17 protein-coding genes are annotated in these 21,149 nt (G+C 42.6%); 4 read left to right on the forward strand and 13 right to left on the reverse strand.

Features of this window, described 5'->3' with window-relative positions:
• Positions 1-290: 290 nt before the first annotated feature.
• From EV690_RS02250 to prmB, 5 genes are all read right to left on the reverse strand, one after another.
• Positions 291-1,472, reverse strand: a complete 1,182-nt coding sequence (locus EV690_RS02250) for an MFS transporter (RefSeq protein ID WP_131911323.1) — start codon at positions 1,470-1,472, stop codon at positions 291-293.
• A 344-nt stretch (positions 1,473-1,816) separates the two neighbouring features.
• Complete coding sequence (locus tag EV690_RS02255; protein WP_131911324.1) at positions 1,817-2,311, reverse strand: elongation factor P hydroxylase; 495 nt, start codon at positions 2,309-2,311, stop codon at positions 1,817-1,819.
• A gap of 357 nt (positions 2,312-2,668) precedes the next feature.
• Complete coding sequence (locus EV690_RS02260; protein WP_131911325.1) at positions 2,669-3,841, reverse strand: MFS transporter; 1,173 nt, start codon at positions 3,839-3,841, stop codon at positions 2,669-2,671.
• 54 nt (positions 3,842-3,895) lie between these two features.
• Positions 3,896-4,984, reverse strand: a complete 1,089-nt coding sequence (gene aroC / locus EV690_RS02265) for a chorismate synthase (RefSeq protein ID WP_131911326.1) — start codon at positions 4,982-4,984, stop codon at positions 3,896-3,898.
• 26 nt (positions 4,985-5,010) lie between these two features.
• Entirely contained in the window at positions 5,011-5,928 is a 918-nt protein-coding gene (gene prmB, locus EV690_RS02270) for a 50S ribosomal protein L3 N(5)-glutamine methyltransferase (RefSeq protein ID WP_131911327.1), read from the reverse strand.
• Positions 5,929-5,984: 56 nt separating this feature from the next.
• Between prmB and smrB the strand changes: the two genes are divergently transcribed.
• Positions 5,985-6,515: an endonuclease SmrB gene (gene smrB / locus EV690_RS02275; RefSeq protein WP_131911328.1), complete on the forward strand. Its 531-nt coding sequence runs from the start codon at positions 5,985-5,987 to the stop codon at positions 6,513-6,515.
• A gap of 46 nt (positions 6,516-6,561) precedes the next feature.
• Here the strand turns inward: smrB and EV690_RS02280 are convergent, their stop codons facing one another.
• A complete protein-coding gene (locus tag EV690_RS02280) occupies positions 6,562-6,777 on the reverse strand; it encodes a DUF1107 domain-containing protein (RefSeq protein WP_131911329.1) in 216 nt (71 codons plus the stop codon).
• Between the two features lie 495 nt (positions 6,778-7,272).
• Between EV690_RS02280 and EV690_RS02285 the strand changes: the two genes are divergently transcribed.
• Complete coding sequence (locus tag EV690_RS02285) at positions 7,273-8,370, forward strand: glycerol dehydrogenase (protein WP_131911330.1); 1,098 nt, start codon at positions 7,273-7,275, stop codon at positions 8,368-8,370.
• Between the two features lie 40 nt (positions 8,371-8,410).
• On the opposite strand, the gene sixA is transcribed toward EV690_RS02285, so the two are convergent.
• The gene (gene sixA / locus EV690_RS02290; RefSeq protein WP_131911331.1) at positions 8,411-8,863 is read right to left on the reverse strand and encodes a phosphohistidine phosphatase SixA; all 453 of its coding nucleotides are present in this window, start codon (positions 8,861-8,863) and stop codon (positions 8,411-8,413) included.
• Between the two features lie 148 nt (positions 8,864-9,011).
• Here sixA and EV690_RS02295 point away from each other — a divergent pair, with 148 nt between their 5' ends.
• Positions 9,012-11,780, forward strand: a complete 2,769-nt coding sequence (locus EV690_RS02295) for an insulinase family protein (protein WP_224054876.1) — start codon at positions 9,012-9,014, stop codon at positions 11,778-11,780.
• 80 nt (positions 11,781-11,860) lie between these two features.
• Positions 11,861-13,090, forward strand: coding sequence for a multidrug effflux MFS transporter (locus EV690_RS02300; protein WP_131911333.1), 1,230 nt, complete (start codon positions 11,861-11,863; stop codon positions 13,088-13,090).
• Positions 13,091-13,092: 2 nt separating this feature from the next.
• Here EV690_RS02300 and EV690_RS02305 read toward each other — a convergent pair whose 3' ends face one another.
• The 6 genes from EV690_RS02305 to EV690_RS02330 all read right to left on the reverse strand — a co-directional run bounded on the left by EV690_RS02305 (position 13,093) and on the right by EV690_RS02330 (position 21,124).
• Positions 13,093-13,800, reverse strand: coding sequence for a helix-hairpin-helix domain-containing protein (locus tag EV690_RS02305; protein WP_131911334.1), 708 nt, complete (start codon positions 13,798-13,800; stop codon positions 13,093-13,095).
• 108 nt (positions 13,801-13,908) lie between these two features.
• Entirely contained in the window at positions 13,909-14,526 is a 618-nt protein-coding gene (locus EV690_RS02310) for an HAD family hydrolase (RefSeq protein WP_131911335.1), read from the reverse strand.
• A 246-nt stretch (positions 14,527-14,772) separates the two neighbouring features.
• Positions 14,773-16,221 (reverse strand): anion permease, encoded by a 1,449-nt coding sequence (locus EV690_RS02315; RefSeq protein ID WP_131911336.1) that lies wholly within the window; start codon positions 16,219-16,221, stop codon positions 14,773-14,775.
• Between the two features lie 449 nt (positions 16,222-16,670).
• Positions 16,671-17,432 carry a dimethylarginine dimethylaminohydrolase family protein gene (locus EV690_RS02320; protein WP_131911337.1) on the reverse strand — a complete coding sequence of 254 codons (762 nt, stop codon included), beginning with the start codon at positions 17,430-17,432 and terminating at the stop codon, positions 16,671-16,673.
• A gap of 144 nt (positions 17,433-17,576) precedes the next feature.
• On the reverse strand, positions 17,577-19,103 hold the full coding sequence (locus EV690_RS02325; protein ID WP_131911338.1) for a BCCT family transporter: 1,527 nt from the start codon (positions 19,101-19,103) through the stop codon (positions 17,577-17,579).
• A gap of 26 nt (positions 19,104-19,129) precedes the next feature.
• Entirely contained in the window at positions 19,130-21,124 is a 1,995-nt protein-coding gene (locus EV690_RS02330) for a CocE/NonD family hydrolase (protein WP_131911339.1), read from the reverse strand.
• Positions 21,125-21,149: the final 25 nt, after the last annotated feature.

Genomic DNA, 21,149 nt, shown 5'->3' on the forward strand with positions numbered 1-21,149 from the left:
ACAAAGTTCAGGATGCGTTTAAATGAACCCCAAGGGCAGTATCTGAGAGGAATTTATCCAGCGTTAAACGTTCTTTGTGGAGAATAACTACACGGTACAACGTTTGCCTTGCCTAAATCCCTCTCAGATTTCTGCAAAACTAATCACAAAAGGTCAACAGTCCCTAGTAAATATAAAAAGCAGCGATGAAAAACTGATTTGTACATCAAACTCAATGAAGTATATGGCCATCTATAATTTTGGGGCAATACAGACTTGTGGAATGAATCACCGTCATCCTTGGATAATTATTAACTTTCGTTGACTCTTAGCTGATTAATTCTCATGCAATAAATCAATAAAAAACTAAAAAAGATAACTATACCCAGAAAACCAAATGCAACAACCGAATCCTCCGTGCTAAGAATATACCCCATCACGAATGGGCTTAAGGCCGCCCCCGTTGCTCCAAGATTTTGTACCGAAAAATAGCTTCCACGAGCGTATGCAGGCGCTATCAAATCGGTTATTAAAAATAATGTAGGAACAAAAATAACTTCGCCTAGAGCAAATAAGAACATGCCTGCGATCCAAGCCGGACGAGACTCGCCAGCATGAAGAAAAATAATGAGGCCTGCTACAAAGCAACCTGTCGCAATCATCAGAAACTTAAGCATATTGCCCCGAGTTATCTTACTGATAATATAATGCTGAAATAGCAACACGACTGCCGCATTAGTGAACATCATCAGTGAAACTATACTGGATGTTGTCTGCGCACTATAGTGCTGTACTAAATGCTGCGAAAGATAAGCAACTGGATTACCGTATACAAATGCTCCCAAAAATGATGCCAAGGTTAACAGAAACAACTTCCCTGATGAAAAATCCTCCTGACGGAGTATTTTTTTACTATCAGTTGATAAGCGCTCCTTATTATTTTTGACTTGCTGAATACGGAACTCTCGGGGAACATCTGTCCTTATAATTAGCCAGATAAGCGGAAAAAGTGACGCAATTGCACCGGCGTAAAAAATCGCATTTAGTTGCCAACCTTGCACCTGAGCACCAAGCAACGGTCCAAGCGCCCATCCCATATTAACTGCAAAATAATTGGCCGAAAAAATTTTCTTTTTATCGAGGATCCCTTTCTGACTGGAGATATAAGTTCGAAGTAATATCTCGATACAGGAATAAGCAAAGTTCATCACGATAAGGAGCAATGTAAGCGTAGCCAGTCCTCCGGACAAAGCTCCCAAAAACATTGACAGAAGAATCAATAGCAACAGAATGAATATTGTCATCCAAGCGTTTTTAGCGTGGGCAAGCCTGCCAGCGTATAGGCTTAAAACAATACCAACAATGGAGCTCAACGATAATGCAAAACCGGCAGAAGTAATACTTTCACCGAAGGCAGCCGTCAGTATATCGCCAAAAACGGGATGACTGCACCGCGGGCGATAGTCAGGAGAAACGAGGAAAAAAGGAAAAATGAAACAACCGGATTATTTTTTACCACTGTTGTGCTTAATTTCATCGAAATCCATCTTATTGACTGTCAATGATCATTACCCCTCGGTCTATTTTCTAAATGAAAGATAAGATCAATCCATCATAAAAACCGTAGATAATTCCGGTGGAATTAAATAGTACTTTTATGCTTATACGCTATGCAGCACAAATAGTCATTTCAAACAGTTTACATATCAAACCATACTCAAGATCATTGCTAATGATGCAAAAAACAATGCCCTCATATTTTATATTCGACCCAGTTGATAGCTAAACTTAGACAAACCAATACAGTATATATCAGACTTTGCTCAACATGTGCGAATTAGTTTACCCAGTAGCTTCTCATACCAGACAATACTTTATTTGCGGTGGGAGGTGGATTTACCAGCATTTCTTGATAGGCTAGCTCTAAATGTTGCAGAAAACTTTCCGAGGGTGGACGTCCTGAAAAATCGTCAGTACTTGGTGAAAACTTAATGCCGACAATTTCACACATTAATTTTTCCAATCCTTGCGGCCTCGCTTCAACAACTTCAAAACGCAGCTGTTCCTCCGTTGTTCTTCCGCAAGGAGTGTACCAATAACCGAAATCATCCAAATCCCTCCGCCGATCGCCAGCGAGGCAATAATGTGACATTTCATGTAGCAGGCTTCTCGGATAATTACTCCTAAAATAAAGGATTGCATTGCTGTTAGCTCGAGGAGCTTGATAAAACGGCTCGTCAGCTTCACCTTCTATTGTTAGATTAGGAAGAATTCCCACGAACATATTTATCAAATCTTGACAGTATTCATCGTCGGTACGGCATTTTCTCATTTATTCATTTCCTGATAGAACCTGACTGTTTAAGCATTACCTTGCATCAAAACAGTCGTGTAATCGCTGAAAGCCTAGGGACTGTTGACCTTTTGTGATTAGTTTTGCAGAAATCTGAGAGGGATTTAGGCAAGGCAAACGTTGTGCCGTGTAGTTATTCTCCACAAAGAACGTTTAACGCTGGATAAATTCCTCTCAGATACTGCCCTTAGGGTTCATTTAAACGCATCCTGAACTTTGTTACCCCCTGCTTGCTTAACTCATTAAGCGACGTAGGGTGCGCCGCGTTCAAAATGCGTTTAATTTGAACAAAATTCAACCACCAAAGGTCAACAGTCCCTAGTTAAATCATCTGCATTATGCATTCGCTATATCCTTTTCAAACATCTCTTTGGGCATCAGAGCAACTAAGATGAACCCGAGAAACGCCAAGGCTGCAGCTATTGTCATCGTCAACTGGGCCCCACTGCCATCATGCCAAAATAAACCGGAAAAAAAGGCCCCAAGCGCACCGCCTAAACCAAAGCCACAGCTGGCATACAGGGCTTGTGCACTGCTTTGCTGTGCCTGAGTATACTGACGACTCAATAACTGCATTGATGCGGCATGAGCAAGTGCAAAACTGGCAGCATGCAATGCTTGTTCAAGCACGAGCAACGGTAAGATATCGCGACAATACCCAAGTAACAACCAACGAACAACAGTTAAACCTAATGCCCATAATAAAACTCGATGGGCACTAAAACGGATAAAGAGCCGCCCCGCAACCATAAACATGGAGATCTCAACCAACACACCTAATGACACCATGGCGCTGGCAAAGGTCGTTGAATAGCCACCCTGACGAAGATAAAGTACAAAAAAAGTGTAGTAAGGACCATGACTCATTTGCAGACACAAAATAGCCAACCAAAAAAGAATCATAGCTGGTTTAAAGAGCGCTTGAAGATTGGTATGTCGTCGATCAGGTGTCTGGACCATTTGGACTTGAGGTTGAACGACGGGAATTGTGAATAAGATTAAACAGCTAACCGAAACAGCTGCAATCCATTCGATGGTTTCACTGCCAAACTGATGGACCAACACACCGGTGATCATCGTTACGATGATAAAACCAATACTCCCCCACGCTCGAATCGCAGGATAACGGGCTGCCTGGGTGGCGAGGCTATTAAGGGTTAACGTTTCAATTTGTGCCTGTAATCCATTCCAAAATAGATTGTATCCAGCTAAGAGAGCGAGCATGACCCAATAAGCAAGATCAAAACTTAAACAGACTAACGTCGCGATGGTAAGCAATGCGCCAATGCGGATCATCTGCACTCGCCGACCACTCTTTTGGGCAATAGCAGACCAAAGTCCAGGACTAATGACTCGCATGGCTAGCGTAATCGCCATGATGGTACCAATCGTTGCCGAATCGAATCCTCGTCCGGACAAGAAAACTGACAAATAGGGAACTATAACGCCTAGTACACCAAAATAGGCAAAGTAGCAGCCTCCCAGCCACTTAATATTTTTCAGTAACATGTTTGGTTTAACAGCGATAAATGTAAGGCTTAATACATTTATCGCTGACCTAGATTAGGCTAAAAAAGGTGTCTTAGTGTGAACATCCATATTCTGCCCACGATGGCGCAGATAGTGATCCATTAACACGATTGCCAGCATAGCTTCTGCAATCGGCACCGCTCGAATACCAACACACGGATCATGGCGTCCTTTCGTCACAACTTCAGTTGACTGACCATCAATGTTAATCGTCTGACCAGGAACAGTAATACTAGAAGTGGGCTTAAGTGCAATATGGGCAATAATATCCTGACCGGATGAAATACCACCTAATACACCACCGGCATGATTAGAGGCAAACCCTTGAGGCGTCAAGGCATCACGATGTTCACTGCCATGCTGATTAACAACATCGAAACCATCTCCAATAGAAACCGCTTTAACCGCGTTAATACTCATCAGCGCATGCGCAATATCCGCATCCAATCGGTCAAAAACTGGTTCTCCTAATCCTACCGGAACATGTTTAGCACAGACACTCACTTTCGCGCCGATCGAATCGCCTTGTTTTTTTAGATCCCGCATAAACGCATCAAGCGCATCTAAGCCATCGGCATCAGGAAAGAAAAACGGGTTTTGTTCGATCTGCTGCCAATCAATTTTTTGCGCTTTAATCGGACCCAATTGGCTTAAATAGCCATGAATTTCAATGCCTAGCTGAGCTTTCAAATATGCTTTCGCAATAGCACCGGCAGCAACGCGCATCGCTGTTTCACGAGCAGACGAACGACCACCACCACGATAATCACGAATACCGTATTTCTGATGATAGGTATAATCAGCGTGTCCCGGGCGAAATAACTGACTGATCGCCGAATAGTCTTTAGAACGCTGGTCGGTATTTTCAATTAGCAAACCAATCGACGTTCCGGTTGTTTTCCCTTCAAAAACACCTGAGAGTATTTTCACCGAATCACTTTCACGGCGGGCAGTAGTATAACGCGATGAGCCCGGACGACGGCGATCCAAATCTTTCTGGATCTTCTCTTCATCGATTTCTAAGCCACTAGGACAACCATCAATAATACATCCCAAAGCAATACCATGGCTTTCGCCAAATGTAGTCACCCGAAAATGCTGACCTATACTGTTTCCCGCCATTTATGCCTCAACTCTTAAATTTATTCTTAAAATTCTTGACCATAGTCAACTAATTGCTGCTTCGTCAGAGCGAACACGCCATGCCCACCATTAGCAAATTCAAGCCATGTGAAAGGCACTTGTGGATACTGCTCTTGCAAATGAACTTGACTGTTGCCGACCTCGACAATTAATACACCTTCATCATTCAGGTGCTCACTACCGTGGCGTAATATTTGCCGTGTAAGTGCCAAGCCATCACTGCCCGATGCCAGCCCCAGTTCGGGCTCATGACAAAACTCTTCAGGTAGATGCGCCATATCAACTTCATCCACATATGGCGGATTGCTGACGATCAGATCGTAGCGCTGGCCAGCAAGACCGGCAAACCCATCCGACTGAATCGGGAATACTTGTTGCTCCAGGCCATGATTTTGAATGTTAATCTCCGCTACAGCCAGAGCATCATCAGAGATATCGACCGCATCGACTTCTGCATTGGGGAAAGCATAACTGCAGGCAATCGCAATACAGCCACTGCCCGTACACAAATCAAGGATTCGTTTCGGTTCATCACGCAGCCATGGTTGAAACTGCTGTTCAATTAATTCTGCAATGGGGGAACGGGGAACCAACACCCGTTCATCCACGTAAAACTCTAAACCTGCAAACCAAGCTTTATTGGTTAAATAAGCAACCGGAATACGCTCCTGAACGCGTCTTATAACCAGTTCAACCAACATTTCTCGCTCACTTTTAGTCAAGCGCGCTTCTTTTATATCCTGACCAATATCAATCGGTAAATACAATGCGGGAAAAACCAATTGGATTGCTTCATCCCAAGCATTATCAGTTCCGTGACCATAATACAGATTGGCGTAATTAAATCGACTTACCGCCCATCGCAGCATATCTTGTATTGTGTGAAGCTCTTTGACCGCCTCGTCAACAAAAATCTTTTCCAATTTCACTCCGCTATTGCGTACAATTACACATATTGATGTATTTGTTTAGCTGTTATATGCCCAAAAAAACTGCAACTGATGCTGATTTAGCACTTTTTAAAGATGCCCTAAACGGGGTTAGGCCATTAGAACAAGATAAAATACGGCTACAGCCACCTCGAATCAAGCAAAAAAGGCCAAATGAGGGTCAAATAAACCAAAGAATTAGTCAGCAAAGCTATTATTTTTCTGATGAATATAGCCCATTATTGCCAGAAGATGGGCCGATGGTGTGGCGCGCAGCAGAAACTGAGCCAAACGAATTAAAAAAGTTACGCAAGGGGCAATATGCTCCTGAACTTTTCCTTGACTTACATGGCCTCACTCAGCAACAAGCCAAACAGGAGATAGCCGCACTACTTTACGCCTGCTTAAAACAACGGGTTAGTGTTGTCTGTATTATGCATGGTCATGGCCAAAATATCTTGAAAAAGAGAGTGCCTCAATGGTTGGCACAACACCCTGACATCGCGTGTTTTAGCCAAGCACCTCGTCAATGGGGAGGCAACAGTGCACTACTTGCTCTGATTAACCTACCCCGGAATTAAGAGTTATGATGATAAAAATTCAAATGTTGTGACTATTGAAGAATCACTATGCAGCTTCGTGATCGTGATTGAACTGATCAATACAGTGGTTTATTTCACTAACTGTTCGACGATGTTTAGGTGTCTGATAATCCTTAAGCATAATCAACTTACCGTGGTCAAATTCATATGCACCACGCCCTTGAATATAAATGCGACCTTTAAAAAAGGCTTTGACATAACGAGCAATATGCTTAGGAGAATATTTTTTAAAAATTTTCATATTTATACCTACTACATCAATGAAATCGGTTAAAAAGTTCCATAGTCCACGATTTCGAAATATAGAAAAGTTGTAGATATCCTTTTTAACAGCATTGAATTTTGTGCTGGTCAATATACTTAGAGTTTTATATCACAAAAAGTTCAATCGAAAAGCGAATGTATAATAGAAATGTGATCGCCATATGACATTTCGATGCTTTTCCTCTATCAAAAAATGAATTTTGATTGGCCGCTCACACTCCCAAATCATTACCTTGATGGTTACTTATACAAATATTAAAATGAATTATTAAAGTTGCTACTTGGAATCCACTCTGCCCTTTGATTTAGCAATTCATTCATGAACGATTCACAGTGACTCATTCGTCTAGTCAGTGACTGTGAGTGGAAGTTCTATTCAGTGCCAATATAGTTCTTACACAAACGATTATTGTGTCTTTTGAAGACAATTCAGCCAACTTAAGCCACTTGATCATAAATTTAAGGAGTTCTAATGAGCCAGATTATCTTTTCATCCCCTTCTAAGTACATGCAAGGATTCGGCATTTTAAGTAAGCTTGGCAAACAGCTCAGCATCATGGGAGAGCATATTTTGCTAGTTGCTGATGATGTCGTCTGGAAAATTGTTGCTGAAAAATGTGAAAGCTCTCTTAAAGAAGCCAACCTAACCTATACTTATGAACAGTTTAAGGGCGAAGTTTCTAACCAAGAAATTACCCGCTTAGTTACAATCGCGAAACAAGAACAAACTCAGGTCGTCGTCGGTATTGGGGGTGGTAAAACACTCGATACGGTTAAAGCAGTTGCAGATGATTTAAACCAACCAGTGGTGATCGTTCCAACCGTTGCTTCAACTGATGCCCCTTGTAGCGCTCTGTCAGTTATTTATTCTGAAGCGGGTGAATTTGATAGTTATCGTTTTTATAATAAAAATCCCGATCTCGTTTTTGTCGACACTCAAGTATGTGTGCAAGCCCCCGTACGTTTATTTGCATCAGGTATTGCTGATGGGTTAGCAACTTATGTTGAAGCTCAAGCCGTCATCCGCACCAATAGCGACTCTATGGTCGGAGCCCGTCCATCCATTGCCGGAGTGGCCATTGCAAAAGCCTGCCAGGAAACATTGCTTACGCATGGAATAAATGCCTATAACGCCGTTGAGAAAAAAGTTGTAACCCCAGCGGTAGAAGCTGTAATTGAAGCTAATACGTTGCTTTCTGGCCTTGGGTTTGAAAATGCAGGCCTTGCCGGTGCCCATGCTATCCATAACGGCTTTACAGCATTAAGTGGCGATATTCACCACCTTACCCATGGTGAAAAAGTCGCGTACGGAACCCTTGTCCAGATGGTTCTAGAAAAACGATCTCGGGAAGAGCTAGAAAAATTCATCAGATTCTATCGTGCCATTAAGATGCCGACCACACTCAAAGAGATGCATTTAGAAAATGAATCTGCTGAAGGATTGCTAAAAGTGGGAGAACAAGCAATTGCCCCAGGTGATACGCTAGGCAATCTAGATACTGGGTTAACGGCTGAAGATATCGCACAAGCTATTATTGCCGTTGATGCAATCAGTGCAAGCGTTGTTTAGTGCTGTACAAGGCTGAGTGATTCAACTCAGCCTCTATTTTTTAATTCGCAGGATTATCAAGAGAAATCAATTCGTTTTCATCGCCAGTAACGACATGAGCAACACCACCGGTGGCAAACAGCGGAGCTCCAGCACTGGGAACAAGTTCTTGAACAATGTATCCGACTAATGGTAAATGAGAGACGATCAGCACTTTTGAATCACTTGCTAATTGTTTTATAAAATAAACCACATCTTTTGCATCGCCATGGGGCGTTAACTCATCAAGCGTTTCCAGATGGGTTGGCTGTTGGTAATAACCGGTTGCTTCGTCCCAAGTTTGCTGAGCCCGCAAGTAAGGACTCAATAAAACATAATCGAACTTAGTGATCACAGAAGCAAGTTTAGCGGCCATCAATTGCACTTGTCCGCGCCCCCTGGCAGTTAACTGTCGTTGTCTGTCACTCTGAGCCGTCATCTCTGCTTGCCCATGACGCATAACATAAATATCCATTGTATTTACCTATCATGCTAAAATTAAAGACATGTTACCCTGTGTTGACCTAACATAAAACAAGTTACAGAAAATGACCTGTCATTGATTGCATGTCTATGCTGTCATACTGATAATAATTCGAAACCATTAAAATATGGAGTGTTCTTTGCGAACAAGTCCGACTGACTCACGAGAATATCGAACAGTTACCCTCGATAATGGCCTGAAAGCCTTGCTCATCAGTGATCCCCAAACCCCAAAAGCGGCGGCGGCCCTAGCCATCAACGTCGGTCATTTTGATGATCCTCTGCCACGAGAAGGCCTAGCTCATTTTCTCGAGCATATGTTGTTTCTAGGTACCGAAAAATACCCTCATGCAGGAGAATATCAGCAGTACATCAGTCATCATGGCGGCAGCAATAATGCGTGGACTGGTACAGAATTTACTAACTTCTTTTTTGATATTGATAATGATTGGCTTGAAGGTGCCCTAGATCGTTTCAGTCAATTTTTCATTAGCCCATTATTTACCCCTGAGTTGGTTGATAAAGAACGTCAAGCCGTCGACTCAGAGTATCAATTGAAAATTCAAGATGATGTTCGCCGACTTTACCAGGTTCACAAACAAACTATTAATCCTGAGCACCCTTTTAGCAAGTTCTCAGTTGGCTCTGAGAAAACGCTTGCCGATCGCCCTGATCACTGTGTCCGAGATGACTTACTGAAATTTTACCATCAGCATTACTCAGCTGACCGTATGACCTTTGTTCTTATTAGTCACCACTCATTGGCTCAACAGCAAAATTGGCTGAGTTTTTTTGCGCCCATAAAAAAACGAAACTGGCATGCGCGGGCGCAGATTCCGCTATTACGTGATGAAGACCAAGGCATAATTATCAACGTTGAGCCTCTTAAAGAGGTCCATCGGCTCACTTTATCGTTTAACTTTGAGAATATTCATCCTCAGGAACTTTATCCTAATAAACCATTAGAATTCTTAGCTAATTTAATCGGTTATGAGGGCCCTAATAGCCTCATTGCCCTTTTACGTCATGAAGGATTAATCCAAAATATGGCAGCTGGCGGCGGGATTAGCGGCCAAAATTTTCGAGAATTCACCATCAGCTATCAGCTTAATGAAGATGGATTAAATGCGATTGATACCATCGTAGAAGCGACCTTCTCACTCATACAACTAATTGCTCAGCAAGGGCTTGAATCGTGGCGTTACGAGGAAAAACGGCAGCTTCTCAAAAGGGCATGGCATTATCAAGAACGCAGCCGTTCCATTGATCTGGCTGCCCACTACGCAATTAATTTACAGCAATTCGCCGAAGAAGATGTATTAATCGGTGATTATTTAATGGAACAGTTTGAACCAGAGCAGATTCAAAAATTCATTCAGAAAATGACACCACAAACGATGCGTTTAACCTTGGTCAGCCCCGGTGTCGACACCGATGCTGTTGCACCTTGGTATGATACACCTTATAAAAAGATCCCCTTTAATCACGAACAATTAAAGCGGTGGAGCAATCCGCAGGTCATGCCGATCCAGCTCCCGTCGGAAAATCCTTTCTTAAATCTAGCCAATCCGAAAAATCAGTATAATGATACAACGGAGGTCCCTTACCCACTGATTGATGAAAAAGGATTTAAACTTTGGCACTATCAAGATGGTGAATTTAAGCTACCCAAAGGGCATATTTACATCTCACTTGACTCGGCTTTTGCTGTGCAATCGGTTAAGCATATCGCCCAAAACCAATTGGCAGTTGAAATTATCCTCGATTATTTAGCTGAGATCACCTACCAAGCTGAAATAGCAGGGATGAGTTACCAGATCTATCCTCATCAAGGCGGCTTCACGTTGCATAGCAGCGGATTTAGCGAACGTCAGTTTGAATTGATTAAACTGGTGTTAGATAGTCGACAGCATGGTCAGTACAATGCTCAGCGCTTTAAATTAGTGAAACAACAACTCATTCACACGTGGTTAAACCAAAGTAAAATAAAGCCAATTAATCAGTTATTCCACCAGCTGACTGCTATTTTACAGCCGAAAAGCCCTACTGGTGCCCAACTCGCAGCCGCCATTGAAGATGTTCACGTTGAACAGATGAGCGAATTTATCGCTAATATTTATCGCAATATTCACGTTGAAGCCTTTATTTATGGGAGTTGGTCTAAAAAGCAGGCCCAGTCAATCGGCCAATACATTCGCCGAACACTAGTCGAAGGAAATAACCCTGCTAACGAAACACCGCGCGAATTAATGAATCTGGAAGGATTACAAACATTAAACTATCGCCATCATTGCCAACATAATGATTCAGCCTTGCTCATGTATTTTCAAAGCCCAATTGTCAGTGCCAAACAAACCGCTTTGTTTTCATTATGTAACCAGCTCATGTCTTCGATCTTTTTCTATGAGCTCCGTACCCAGCAGCAACTGGGTTATATCGTGGGGAATGGGAACTTACCACTTAACCGCCATCCAGGAATGTTATTTTATATTCAGTCTCCCAATAGCGCGCCTCAAAGTCTGCTCGATGCGATTGATCAATTTATTGACCATTTTCCCAAAGTATTAAATGAACTCAGCGAGCAGCAGTGGATTGAAGCCAAACATGGCTTAGCGGGGCAAATCCTTGAAAAAGAAACCAACATGCGTACTCGAGCTCGACGATTCTGGGTCAGTATTGCCAATAAAGATAAACATTTTAATCAGCGTGAAGAGGTCGTCGAGGAGTTAATGAAGCTCACTCGTGAAGAGCTGATGCGGTTCACCATGGAGCTCAAAAACTCTCATCGTGACCGCTTAATCCTCTTTACCTGTGGTGAACATCATCACCCATGCCAGAACTTAAGTGATGCACAAAATATTGGATCAATTGAACAGTTCCACGCATCGGTAGCTAAATTCAGCTATTGATTCTTTGTCATCAGCATATCGTTACAATCCAAATTTGGCGCGAATCAGTTCGCCGCCAAATGTTTTGAAGGAATCAGATAATGAAAACGGCTGGCTGTCTTCCCCAGACGCGCCTGAATTATGCTCTTATCCTCGGATATCTAGCGGCACTCGGCCCTCTGTGCACCGATCTTTACATCGCATCGCTCCCTGAAATTACCCAAGTATTTGCCACGACCCCATCTGCGACACAATTAAGTCTTACCAGTTCATTAGTTGGCCTTGGCATTGGTCAATTGCTATTTGGGCCCCTCAGTGATCGCTATGGTCGACGTCTTCCGCTCATGATATCGCTGACATTGCTCGTTTTATCGACTCTTGCTTGCTGTTTTGCACAATCGATGGAACAACTTATTATCGCTCGTTTATTTCAAGGTCTTAGTGGCTCAGGTGGCGTAGTTATTTCTCGATCCATCGCAAGGGATCGCTATCAAGGCCATGAACTGACTAAATTCTTCGCCTTACTCATGATGATCAACGGTATTGCTCCCATTGTGGCCCCCGTCGCCGGGGCTGGATTGCTCACAATTATGGATTGGCGAGGTATATTTATCGTATTAATGCTCATTAGTATTGTGCTGTTACTATTTAGCCATCTGCAACTGCAAGAAACCCTACCCAAATCGGATCGCTCAAATAGTTCACTATTAATTTCATTTCAGCAGATGGGAAAACTCATAACTAGAAAACGCTTTATCGGATTATGTCTAACACAAGGATTTGTGCTAGCAGGGATGTTCGCTTATATCGGGGCTTCTTCTTTTGTGTTGCAAGAGCATTATCACCTTTCGGCGCAGCTCTATAGCGTCTGTTTTGCTGTCAATGGCTGCGGGCTCGTGGTTAGTGCTCAGATGAGTGCCAAATTAGCCATTCGCTTTGGCGAACAAAAGGTGATGCAAGCCGTTTTAATTTTTGCTGTCGTTGCGGTTAGTTTACTGTTGGTAAGTAGCTACCTTAACGCCTCTCTCTGGATATTTCTGCCTTTGCTATTTTGCGCTGTGATTGTTAACAGCATGATTGGGACAACCAGTACCGCTTTAGCCATGCAAGAAATCGCAGCCAGTGGTAGCGGCGGCGCATCAGCCTTGTTAGGTTCATTGATGTTTATTCTTGGAGGGATCAGTGCCCCGATAAGTGGTTTAGGCGGAAGCTCCCCAGCAGCAATGGCTTTAACTATGGCAGGATGTTATTTTATTGCCTTTATTTTATACACAATATTAGTGACTTGGCAGCTAACGAATCACCGTCAAACACCACTTCAGAATCGCTAATGCTAATACTGTAATAAAAGTGAGCTAATAGCCTCTTTGTGGGCAATAATTCGTTCGGCTTGTATCGGACGAACACCTTTTACTGACAAGAGTTGTTCTTCACTCATCAATAATAATTCATCAAGCGTTGTTACCCCTTGTCGTGCTAACTCCCTTGCCACACCTAAATCAACGGCATCAACCATTAACACTGAACCTGGTTTATCCTTACAACAAAACATTCGTTCATCAGGAGGCAAAAATCGTGACATCAATGCGACAATATCAACCGCTTTGTAATTTACCAGCAGGCGTTTTTCAATGGGCTCAAAGAGTGGATAGATCTGCACAACCTGTGTCAATAAATCAATTTTTGCTCGCAGCGAACGATCACTACTCACTATTTTTTTAAGCATAATGATATATTGAAGATAACAATGAGCACTTAGAACACCTGCATCAGTTGACACTGTATCATCGTCACTATTAAACACACTATCAGCAAAACGCAGCCAATTCCCCTGCTCGGGGTCAACCTTGTTTGGCAACGTATCTCGATTGAGAATAGAACCATGCATCAACAAATAGTCAAGATGAGTATTGAGCCGAAAAACCGCCTGAAAAACAAATTGATCTGAGTCGTAATCACCCACCTGAGGTAAGTATTCAAGCGATGGAGCCATTAATTCTGGCGCTACTTCTGCTAATCTGGTTCGCCTAAACAGTCGCATTGAGCTCCCTTTATCCGCCTCTATATCCCTACACAAAAATTAGTTAAATTTAGTGGAGTACACAACTTTTTATTTAAAAGCTGATAACTAAATCGCAAATCAATTCAATTAAAACTCAAGGCCAAGTTCGTGCAATCGCGCTTCAAGCTGTGCTGAATTCTCAAAGACAATGCCATGCATTCCAACCGCTTCACAGCCACGGATATTTCTACTCATATCATCAGTAAAAACACACTCTTGTGCTTTCAACTGATAAGTATCCAGTAAATGGTGATAAATTTCAGGCTGAGGTTTTAACAGGTGAACGTCATCAGAGACGACCTCGCCATCAAATAACGCCCAGAAATCATATTGCTCTTTTAAATAATTGACTATATCGATGACATTATCAGTCAACGCATAGACACCGAATCCTGCGTCTTTAATTCGCTGCAATAACTGCTGCTGACCGAAAATCTGAATTTGAGTCGTCATCAGATAGTAAAAAAAACAGTCCATCTGATCAGACGAAAAACCGAATTGTTGAATAAGACTAGCTGAAACCTGTTTTTGAGTCATATTCCCCAAATTGTAGTTCATCCAAACTTCATTTTGGAACACCTCTGATCGGATCAATGCAATATCGGCATTTTCACCAAATGTTAGGCGAATAATTTCCTCAGGTGACCAGCGCACCATGACATTACCAATATCAAAAATGACATTCTTAATCGCTAGCTTTTCCATATTATCCTCGTCACAGCCAATCGTTTAAATCATAGCAATTTCATCATACATCTGATTTCTCGATCACTGTTATGTTTTTCAGCTTAAAGGCAGGTAGTTATGAAAAGAGCGAACTCTGACCATTCAAGGGCTAATCGAATAAACGAGCCAGAGCCGCTGAGAGATATCGTAGCTAAAATGAGCTTTTAATACAAATGGCTTAATCCATACATAGATCAGTGGATTAAGCCATGCCGTTCAATTCACTCAAAAGATCATCATCAACCAAGGCAATCCTAGGACAAGCCAAGCGACCAAATATAAGCCACCAAAGATAGCTCCTAATCGCCACCAAGTTCCGCCAGGGATAAATCCACTACCATAATAAACGGGGCTTGGCCCTGTACCATAAGGTGTAATAATTCCCATCAACCCAAGCATTGGAACTAATAAAAAGACAAACAGATGCATATTGATGCCTGGAATACCAGAAGCGGCAGCTAAAATAACGGGTAATAATGCCGTCGTATGAGCTGTAACACTCGCGAACAAATAATGCAGCACAAAAAATATCAGTGCCAAAATGATCATCGCGACCACAGGATTAAGCCCATCAATATGGCTACCAACTAACTGGCCAAACCAACTCACAAACCCAACTTTACTTAAACCACTCGCTAAGGCAACCAACGTTGCAAACCATACGAGAGTATTCCAGGCTGCTTTATTGGCAAGAATATCGTCCCAGGTGAGAATCTTGCAAATGAGCATCAAGCTAATCACTAACAATCCAACTAATGCCCCGGCAATATACTGACCCGCAAAAATCCATAGCAGCAGCGCCATCACGACAAAGATTAACAACAATAGTTCATTACGAGAAAGTGAGCCCATTGTGGTTAATTCTTTGCCAGCCCATTCACAAACTGCCGAACCTGATTTCACTTCTGGCGGAACTAACCAATAGCACAATAGTGGTATAAGCAGTAACAATAAAATACACACTGGGGCAGCCGCCAAAAACCAGTCTCCCCAACTAATGACGATCCCTGTCGATGATTCTGTTAAAGCAACCGCTAACAAGTTAGGTGCTAAAGCCGTCAGAAACATTGAACTGGTCACACAAGTAGTTGCAATGGCTGTCCACATTAGATACGTACCGATTCGTTTACGTGACTCATCATCTGGATTTGAGTCATAAAGCGGCGGTAAATTGCGGATAATAGGATAAATGGTTCCCCCACTACGAGCGGTATTAGAAGGTGTAAATGGCGCTAAAATGGTATCAGCGATCATAATCGCGTAGCCAAGAGTTAAACTTCTCTTACCCATGGTTTTTACCAGCCACAGAGCGATACGCCGTCCAAGCCCGGTTTTCTCATAACCCAGTGCAAACATAAAGGCCCCAAAGATGAGCCATACGGTACCATTGGTAAATCCCGAGACTACCCATGAAAAGGCGGCCTTAGCACTGTGAAAATGGGGGTTAGCCAGTTGTCCCGGAGAAAACAACGCCCAGTGATTTAAAAGTCCCGCGACTACCACTGCAATAACCCCAACCACAGCTCCCGGTAATGGTTCAAGAATCAGTCCAACGACGCATCCAATGAAAATTGCAAAATAGTGCCAAGCATAAGCATCTAAGCCCTGTGGTGGTGGAATAAGAGCAATAATAATAGCCACTGCAACAGGTGCGATTGCTTTAGTAAGTTTCATAATCTGTCCCTTAACATGAGCAGTTATCGGTAGTTCTTACCGATGAATCAATACAGCCATTTAAAAATTTTCTAGGAGCGTTTGTTCTTAAAACGTCATTCATAAAAGCCAAGCCCGTTTCTATGAATGATCTCGCAACGCTTGAGTGCCAGTTACGATTCAGCGGTCTATGTTGTAACATCTGACTTACATAAATCATCTTCAATATAACGCGCAAACAGTCCGTAACGCTCCTCCTACATACTATTGGTTAGCATTCGATACTCTATAATGATAAGAATCAAAAAAATGGTGGAAAATTGGTTATAAAGACACAATACACATCACAAATCAAAAAATGTAAAAAGCTGTATAAAACAAATAATTACACTCTCGTAAAAGATGAACGAATGGTCCAGTTTAAAGCCATCGCTTAAAGGGCAATCTATCGAAATTTAATACGATGTATCTTACTGGTAACGAATCGACATACAAGTAAGCCCTGCTTCAGCCTTAGCAAATTCGCTAATATCAACTGTTTCGACATGAAACCCCGCATTTTTGACCAATTGAACCGTTTTAACATGCTGTGCATTCATACAAATGGTTTGGCCAATTGCAATAATATTGGCGCCAAATGGTTCACTTTTGGGAACCTCGATTTTCTGAAATTCTTGAAAGATCGTCGTATCCAGCCAACTCGAATTAACCAATAAAGTAGTCTCATCAAGAGCGCAACAACCGCTTTTTAGATGTAAACAACCCGTGACTGGAACCGCGAGCACTTCATAATTAAATGGTGTCAGGATATCTCGCAATTGTTCATATCCCTGCTGATTCGTTCGTGACGATTGCCCAACATACACTTTACGCCCACACACTAGGACATCCCCGCCCTCTATCTTAGCTGGCAGTTCAATGGTTCGGATCGGTCGAAGCGGCATGAAATAGCTTTTAAGGGCCGAGGTCTCCGCCCGTCGTGATTCCACTCCCATCGATGCAACCACTGCAACTTCATCAAACACTATAATCGGGTCTTCAACAAACACATTATCCGCAAGCTCCGGGTTATCCTTAAGCACTTTTACTTGCGCCCCACAACGCGTCAGCATTTGGCAATAATGACGGTGTTGCAACAATGCTTTATCAAAATCGATCGGTTCACTTTCAATATAAGTTAATTCGCACTGTTGAATATTCATTGAGGGGCGATGAGTTAACACTTGCAACATTTTATATTCCCTTAACTTTATACGAGACAGATTCTATAACTATCGCATTCATCACCATTGTACTAGCACAAAAATGTGACATAAAAAAACCAGCTAATATTCATTAACTGGCTTTACACTAAGATAACTGATTATCTGATGTAGTTATTTAACATCTTCATCCAGCAGTGTTGGATTCTTCAGCCATTTCCATAAAGTAAAGGAACAGAGCAAAATAATCAGTGTTGCAGGCAATCCTCCCAAATTAGAGAGTGATTTAATTCCCTGAACGCCAACTGTGCTAACCATAATCCATGCGACTAATCCAATAATGACACCCCATAACACCTTGATCGGCAAGCCGACATGATCTGCAGAGTCAACCGTATAATCTCTTACGCATAGATCACCAATTGCATCGGTACTTGAATCTGCCGCTGTCACATAAGAGATAAAAGCAACAATGACCAAGAATGCTGAAGTAATAAGCCCCAAAGGCAACTGACCAAAAATATGATAAAGCAGCTTCTGGATCCCACCACTATTTAAAATAGCATATAGACTTCCGCCGGTATGCTGATCCATATAAATAGCGGTACCAGAAAAGACGGAGACCCACAGAAAGATAAAGATGCTGGGAAAGAAGACATTCACCTGAATAAATTCCCGTACCGTATAACCGCGAGCAATTTTGCCCAAAAACATCGCGGTGATCGGAGCCCAGGCAAACCAAACCGCCCAATAGAAATCACTCCAATTATGTGGCCATGGGTCGTTAGCTGCCGTACCCGTAAACAAGCTCATTGAGAAGAAGTTTGTTAAAAACCGTCCTAACCCTTCGACCCCAAGACCCAAAATGTAAATAGTTGGACCAAAAATGAACACAAAGATAAATAACGCGATCAACAACCAAAAGTTAATGGTTGAAAGTCTGGCAATCCCTTTAATCACCCCCTTCGCCGCAGAAATTACAAAGGTGATGACCACAATGGCAATAAAGAAGCCGAGCGTTAATGCATTTTTTTCTAGAGGGATAAACTGACCGACCCCACCCAGCAATGTTAAAGCGCCAGTGCCAAGCGATGACGCCATCCCAACCACTAACGAATACAGAGCCAAAGCATCAATTAGGTCGGCCCAACGACCAGAAACATAACGCCCAAAAATCGGCTTGAGTGAACTGTTTATTGAATAGGGCTGTTTGAGATTATGAAACGCGAGTGCAAAAATCAATGCTGGCACAGCATATATGGCATAAGGCGTTGGCCCCCAATGCAAAAACATTGCCGAGATAGCAAATAGCACAGCATTGGAACTATTCGGTTCAATTCCTAGGCTTTTAGCTGGTGAATGCAGGTGATACAACGGCTCCGCAGTTGTCCAGAACAGAACTCCGACGGCAAGCGTTGTACACAACACAATCATAAACCAACGAGACTTAGCAATCTTGGGTGTTGCGTTTTTACCACCAATGCGAATATTTCCCAATTTTGAAAAATAGGTAAAAACTACGAGAACCAGCAAGTAAAAGCTACCTAAGCTGAACAGCCACGAGAAATTATTCAATACAAAGTTGTTAGCGACCTTGGTCAAAGCGATAAAGCTTTTCAGGTCAATCATGCTATAAATCAGTGCGCCGACTAAGATACAAAAGGTCGGAAGAAAAACTAATGGACGTATCGATTTTAACATCATCAATTCCTTTTCATTGGCTTAGGTTAAGTCAAGTTACGAACAATGGTTTCATCGAACGTCTTTTCGAAAATCACTTCATCTTCATGCAGTGCCTGCCAGGTGGCCTGAATATAAAAATTATGTTGATCACAGCTCATATGATAGTGGCTTTTGAGCGCTGTCCACCAACCATCTCGGCCCATCGCTAGATCAAAGTTCAGTGTTGACGTGGCACTAAGTGGATCATCCGGATGAATACGTTGTAGCTGATTCATCTTAAAGTCGATAATGCTATCGCAAGAGTTAAAATATTGACGGCCAAAGTCATCCCGCGTGTCAAGGCTAACGATACCCGTTTTATAATCGTGATGAACAATGCGCTGACTATCGCTCGCCCGTAGTGTTTGGCCAGCAAAATCGACAGGCGTGTCATAAGCCGCGGGTTCAAACTCCGTGATCAGCTCATTTCGATAAGGCACATCAATATGGCTATTTTTTGTATCAATGCTGATGTTGGGACGATCAATCGAGGGCCAAACCAAAGGCCAATAGGCACTTGAAATGCTAATTCGTAACCGATGACCTGCTGGAAGTTTATAAGCAATATGGTTAACTGGCACAACGACCTGATATTGCTCGCCAGGTATCATCTCTTTAGCAAATTCATGACTATTCCGATGTGTCAGATTTAATAATCCGAGACTGATACGGGTGACCTGGCCATCTGGGTGAACATCACAGACTCGCACAGCGAGCTGCCCGGTTGGCTTATCACTTTGAATACTAAGATGAGCCTTCACTTGTCCAGCAATTGCGAAGTCTTCAGTCAATGGCGAAGTATCAAAGCACAATGAACCAGCATCATCGGCTCTTTGATCGCTTGGTTGTTCCATATCTAAACGGATACCAACACACAAACGGCCACCATTTAAGCCAACCGTTTGCGGCGATCTTACACTGAGCGCAAGTTCATCGGTTGGAGTGTCATTAAGCAGGGCTTTATCACCTAGGTAAAAACGGCGATGTTGCGTGCGTTTTGAAGGCCAACTAGGCTCACTAATCCACTGCCCCGGACGCGATTCATAATCACTTTTGGGAACCACACTATCTTGCATGTAGTAAGTCAACATAGGCTCATCCATGATGCCGGTATCGATATCTTTAAGCCAATAATCCCACCAGCGAACCGATTCACTCACATAATCAATTTTAGGGTTTGGATAAGCAATATTCGGATATTTATGGGCCCACGGTCCCACCAGACCTTTACGTGGCGTCGCCAGATTCTCAAGCAGACTAAATACTGTATTTCGATAATTATCGGCCCAGCCACTGATTGCATAGACTGGAATTTTGATATCTGAATAATCTTCACAGACAGAAGCATGTTTCCAATAATCAGAGCGCGTTTGCTCGCTTAGCCAAGGTTTGGCTAAAAAAGGCATATTTTCTAAGCGTTCAAGCCACTGTTTTTTCCACCGCTCACCAACTAATTTAGCATCTGGTGCACGTCCTTGCGCATATGCCCAAAAAAATGCCGCCCAATCTAAGTTATCGTTGAGCAAACATCCACCCATATAGTGAATATCGTCACGAAAGCGATCATCCGTTGAACATTGGGTAATAATTGCTTTAAGCGCAGGTGGATTCAATGCTGCAATTTGTAATGAGTTAAACCCACCCCATGAGATCCCAACCATGCCTACACGACCATTACACCAGCTCTGTTGACTCAGCCATGCAATCACATCAACACCATCTCGCAATTCTTGAGCCGTATATTCATCGCTTAAATAACCGTCAGATTCACCGCAGCCACGCAGGTCAACGCGGATACAAGCGTATCCCCGCTCAGCAGTTTGCATCATGGTTATTTCATCACGCACGATCGTGCCGTCATTTTTACGATAAGGCAGAAACTCTAAGATAGCAGGAACAGGATTTTCGAGCGCATCTTCGGGAAGCCAGGCTCGATAGGCCAAGCGAGTACCATCCGGTAGTGGTAACCACTGATGATGGATATGATTAACTTTATGCATAATTTCCTTGCTGAATAAAATACGG

The organism is Celerinatantimonas diazotrophica (assembly GCF_004339545.1).
GTDB lineage: Bacteria > Pseudomonadota > Gammaproteobacteria > Enterobacterales > Celerinatantimonadaceae > Celerinatantimonas > Celerinatantimonas diazotrophica.

Excerpts from the sequence above, each read along its gene's own strand:
- EV690_RS02305 (WP_131911334.1), bottom strand. The coding sequence starts at position 13,800 with ATGCGACTGTTTAGGCGAACCAGATTAGCAGAAGTAGCGCCAGAATTA.
- EV690_RS02325 (WP_131911338.1), bottom strand. The coding sequence starts at position 19,103 with ATGTTAAAATCGATACGTCCATTAGTTTTTCTTCCGACCTTTTGTATC.
- aroC (WP_131911326.1), bottom strand. The coding sequence starts at position 4,984 with ATGGCGGGAAACAGTATAGGTCAGCATTTTCGGGTGACTACATTTGGC.
- EV690_RS02260 (WP_131911325.1), bottom strand. The coding sequence starts at position 3,841 with ATGTTACTGAAAAATATTAAGTGGCTGGGAGGCTGCTACTTTGCCTAT.
- EV690_RS02255 (WP_131911324.1), bottom strand. The coding sequence starts at position 2,311 with ATGAGAAAATGCCGTACCGACGATGAATACTGTCAAGATTTGATAAAT.
- EV690_RS02320 (WP_131911337.1), bottom strand. The coding sequence starts at position 17,432 with ATGTTGCAAGTGTTAACTCATCGCCCCTCAATGAATATTCAACAGTGC.
- smrB (WP_131911328.1), top strand. The coding sequence starts at position 5,985 with ATGCCCAAAAAAACTGCAACTGATGCTGATTTAGCACTTTTTAAAGAT.
- EV690_RS02285 (WP_131911330.1), top strand. The coding sequence starts at position 7,273 with ATGAGCCAGATTATCTTTTCATCCCCTTCTAAGTACATGCAAGGATTC.
- sixA (WP_131911331.1), bottom strand. The coding sequence starts at position 8,863 with ATGGATATTTATGTTATGCGTCATGGGCAAGCAGAGATGACGGCTCAG.
- EV690_RS02280 (WP_131911329.1), bottom strand. The coding sequence starts at position 6,777 with ATGAAAATTTTTAAAAAATATTCTCCTAAGCATATTGCTCGTTATGTC.
- EV690_RS02330 (WP_131911339.1), bottom strand. The coding sequence starts at position 21,124 with ATGCATAAAGTTAATCATATCCATCATCAGTGGTTACCACTACCGGAT.
- EV690_RS02310 (WP_131911335.1), bottom strand. The coding sequence starts at position 14,526 with ATGGAAAAGCTAGCGATTAAGAATGTCATTTTTGATATTGGTAATGTC.
- EV690_RS02300 (WP_131911333.1), top strand. The coding sequence starts at position 11,861 with ATGAAAACGGCTGGCTGTCTTCCCCAGACGCGCCTGAATTATGCTCTT.
- EV690_RS02315 (WP_131911336.1), bottom strand. The coding sequence starts at position 16,221 with ATGAAACTTACTAAAGCAATCGCACCTGTTGCAGTGGCTATTATTATT.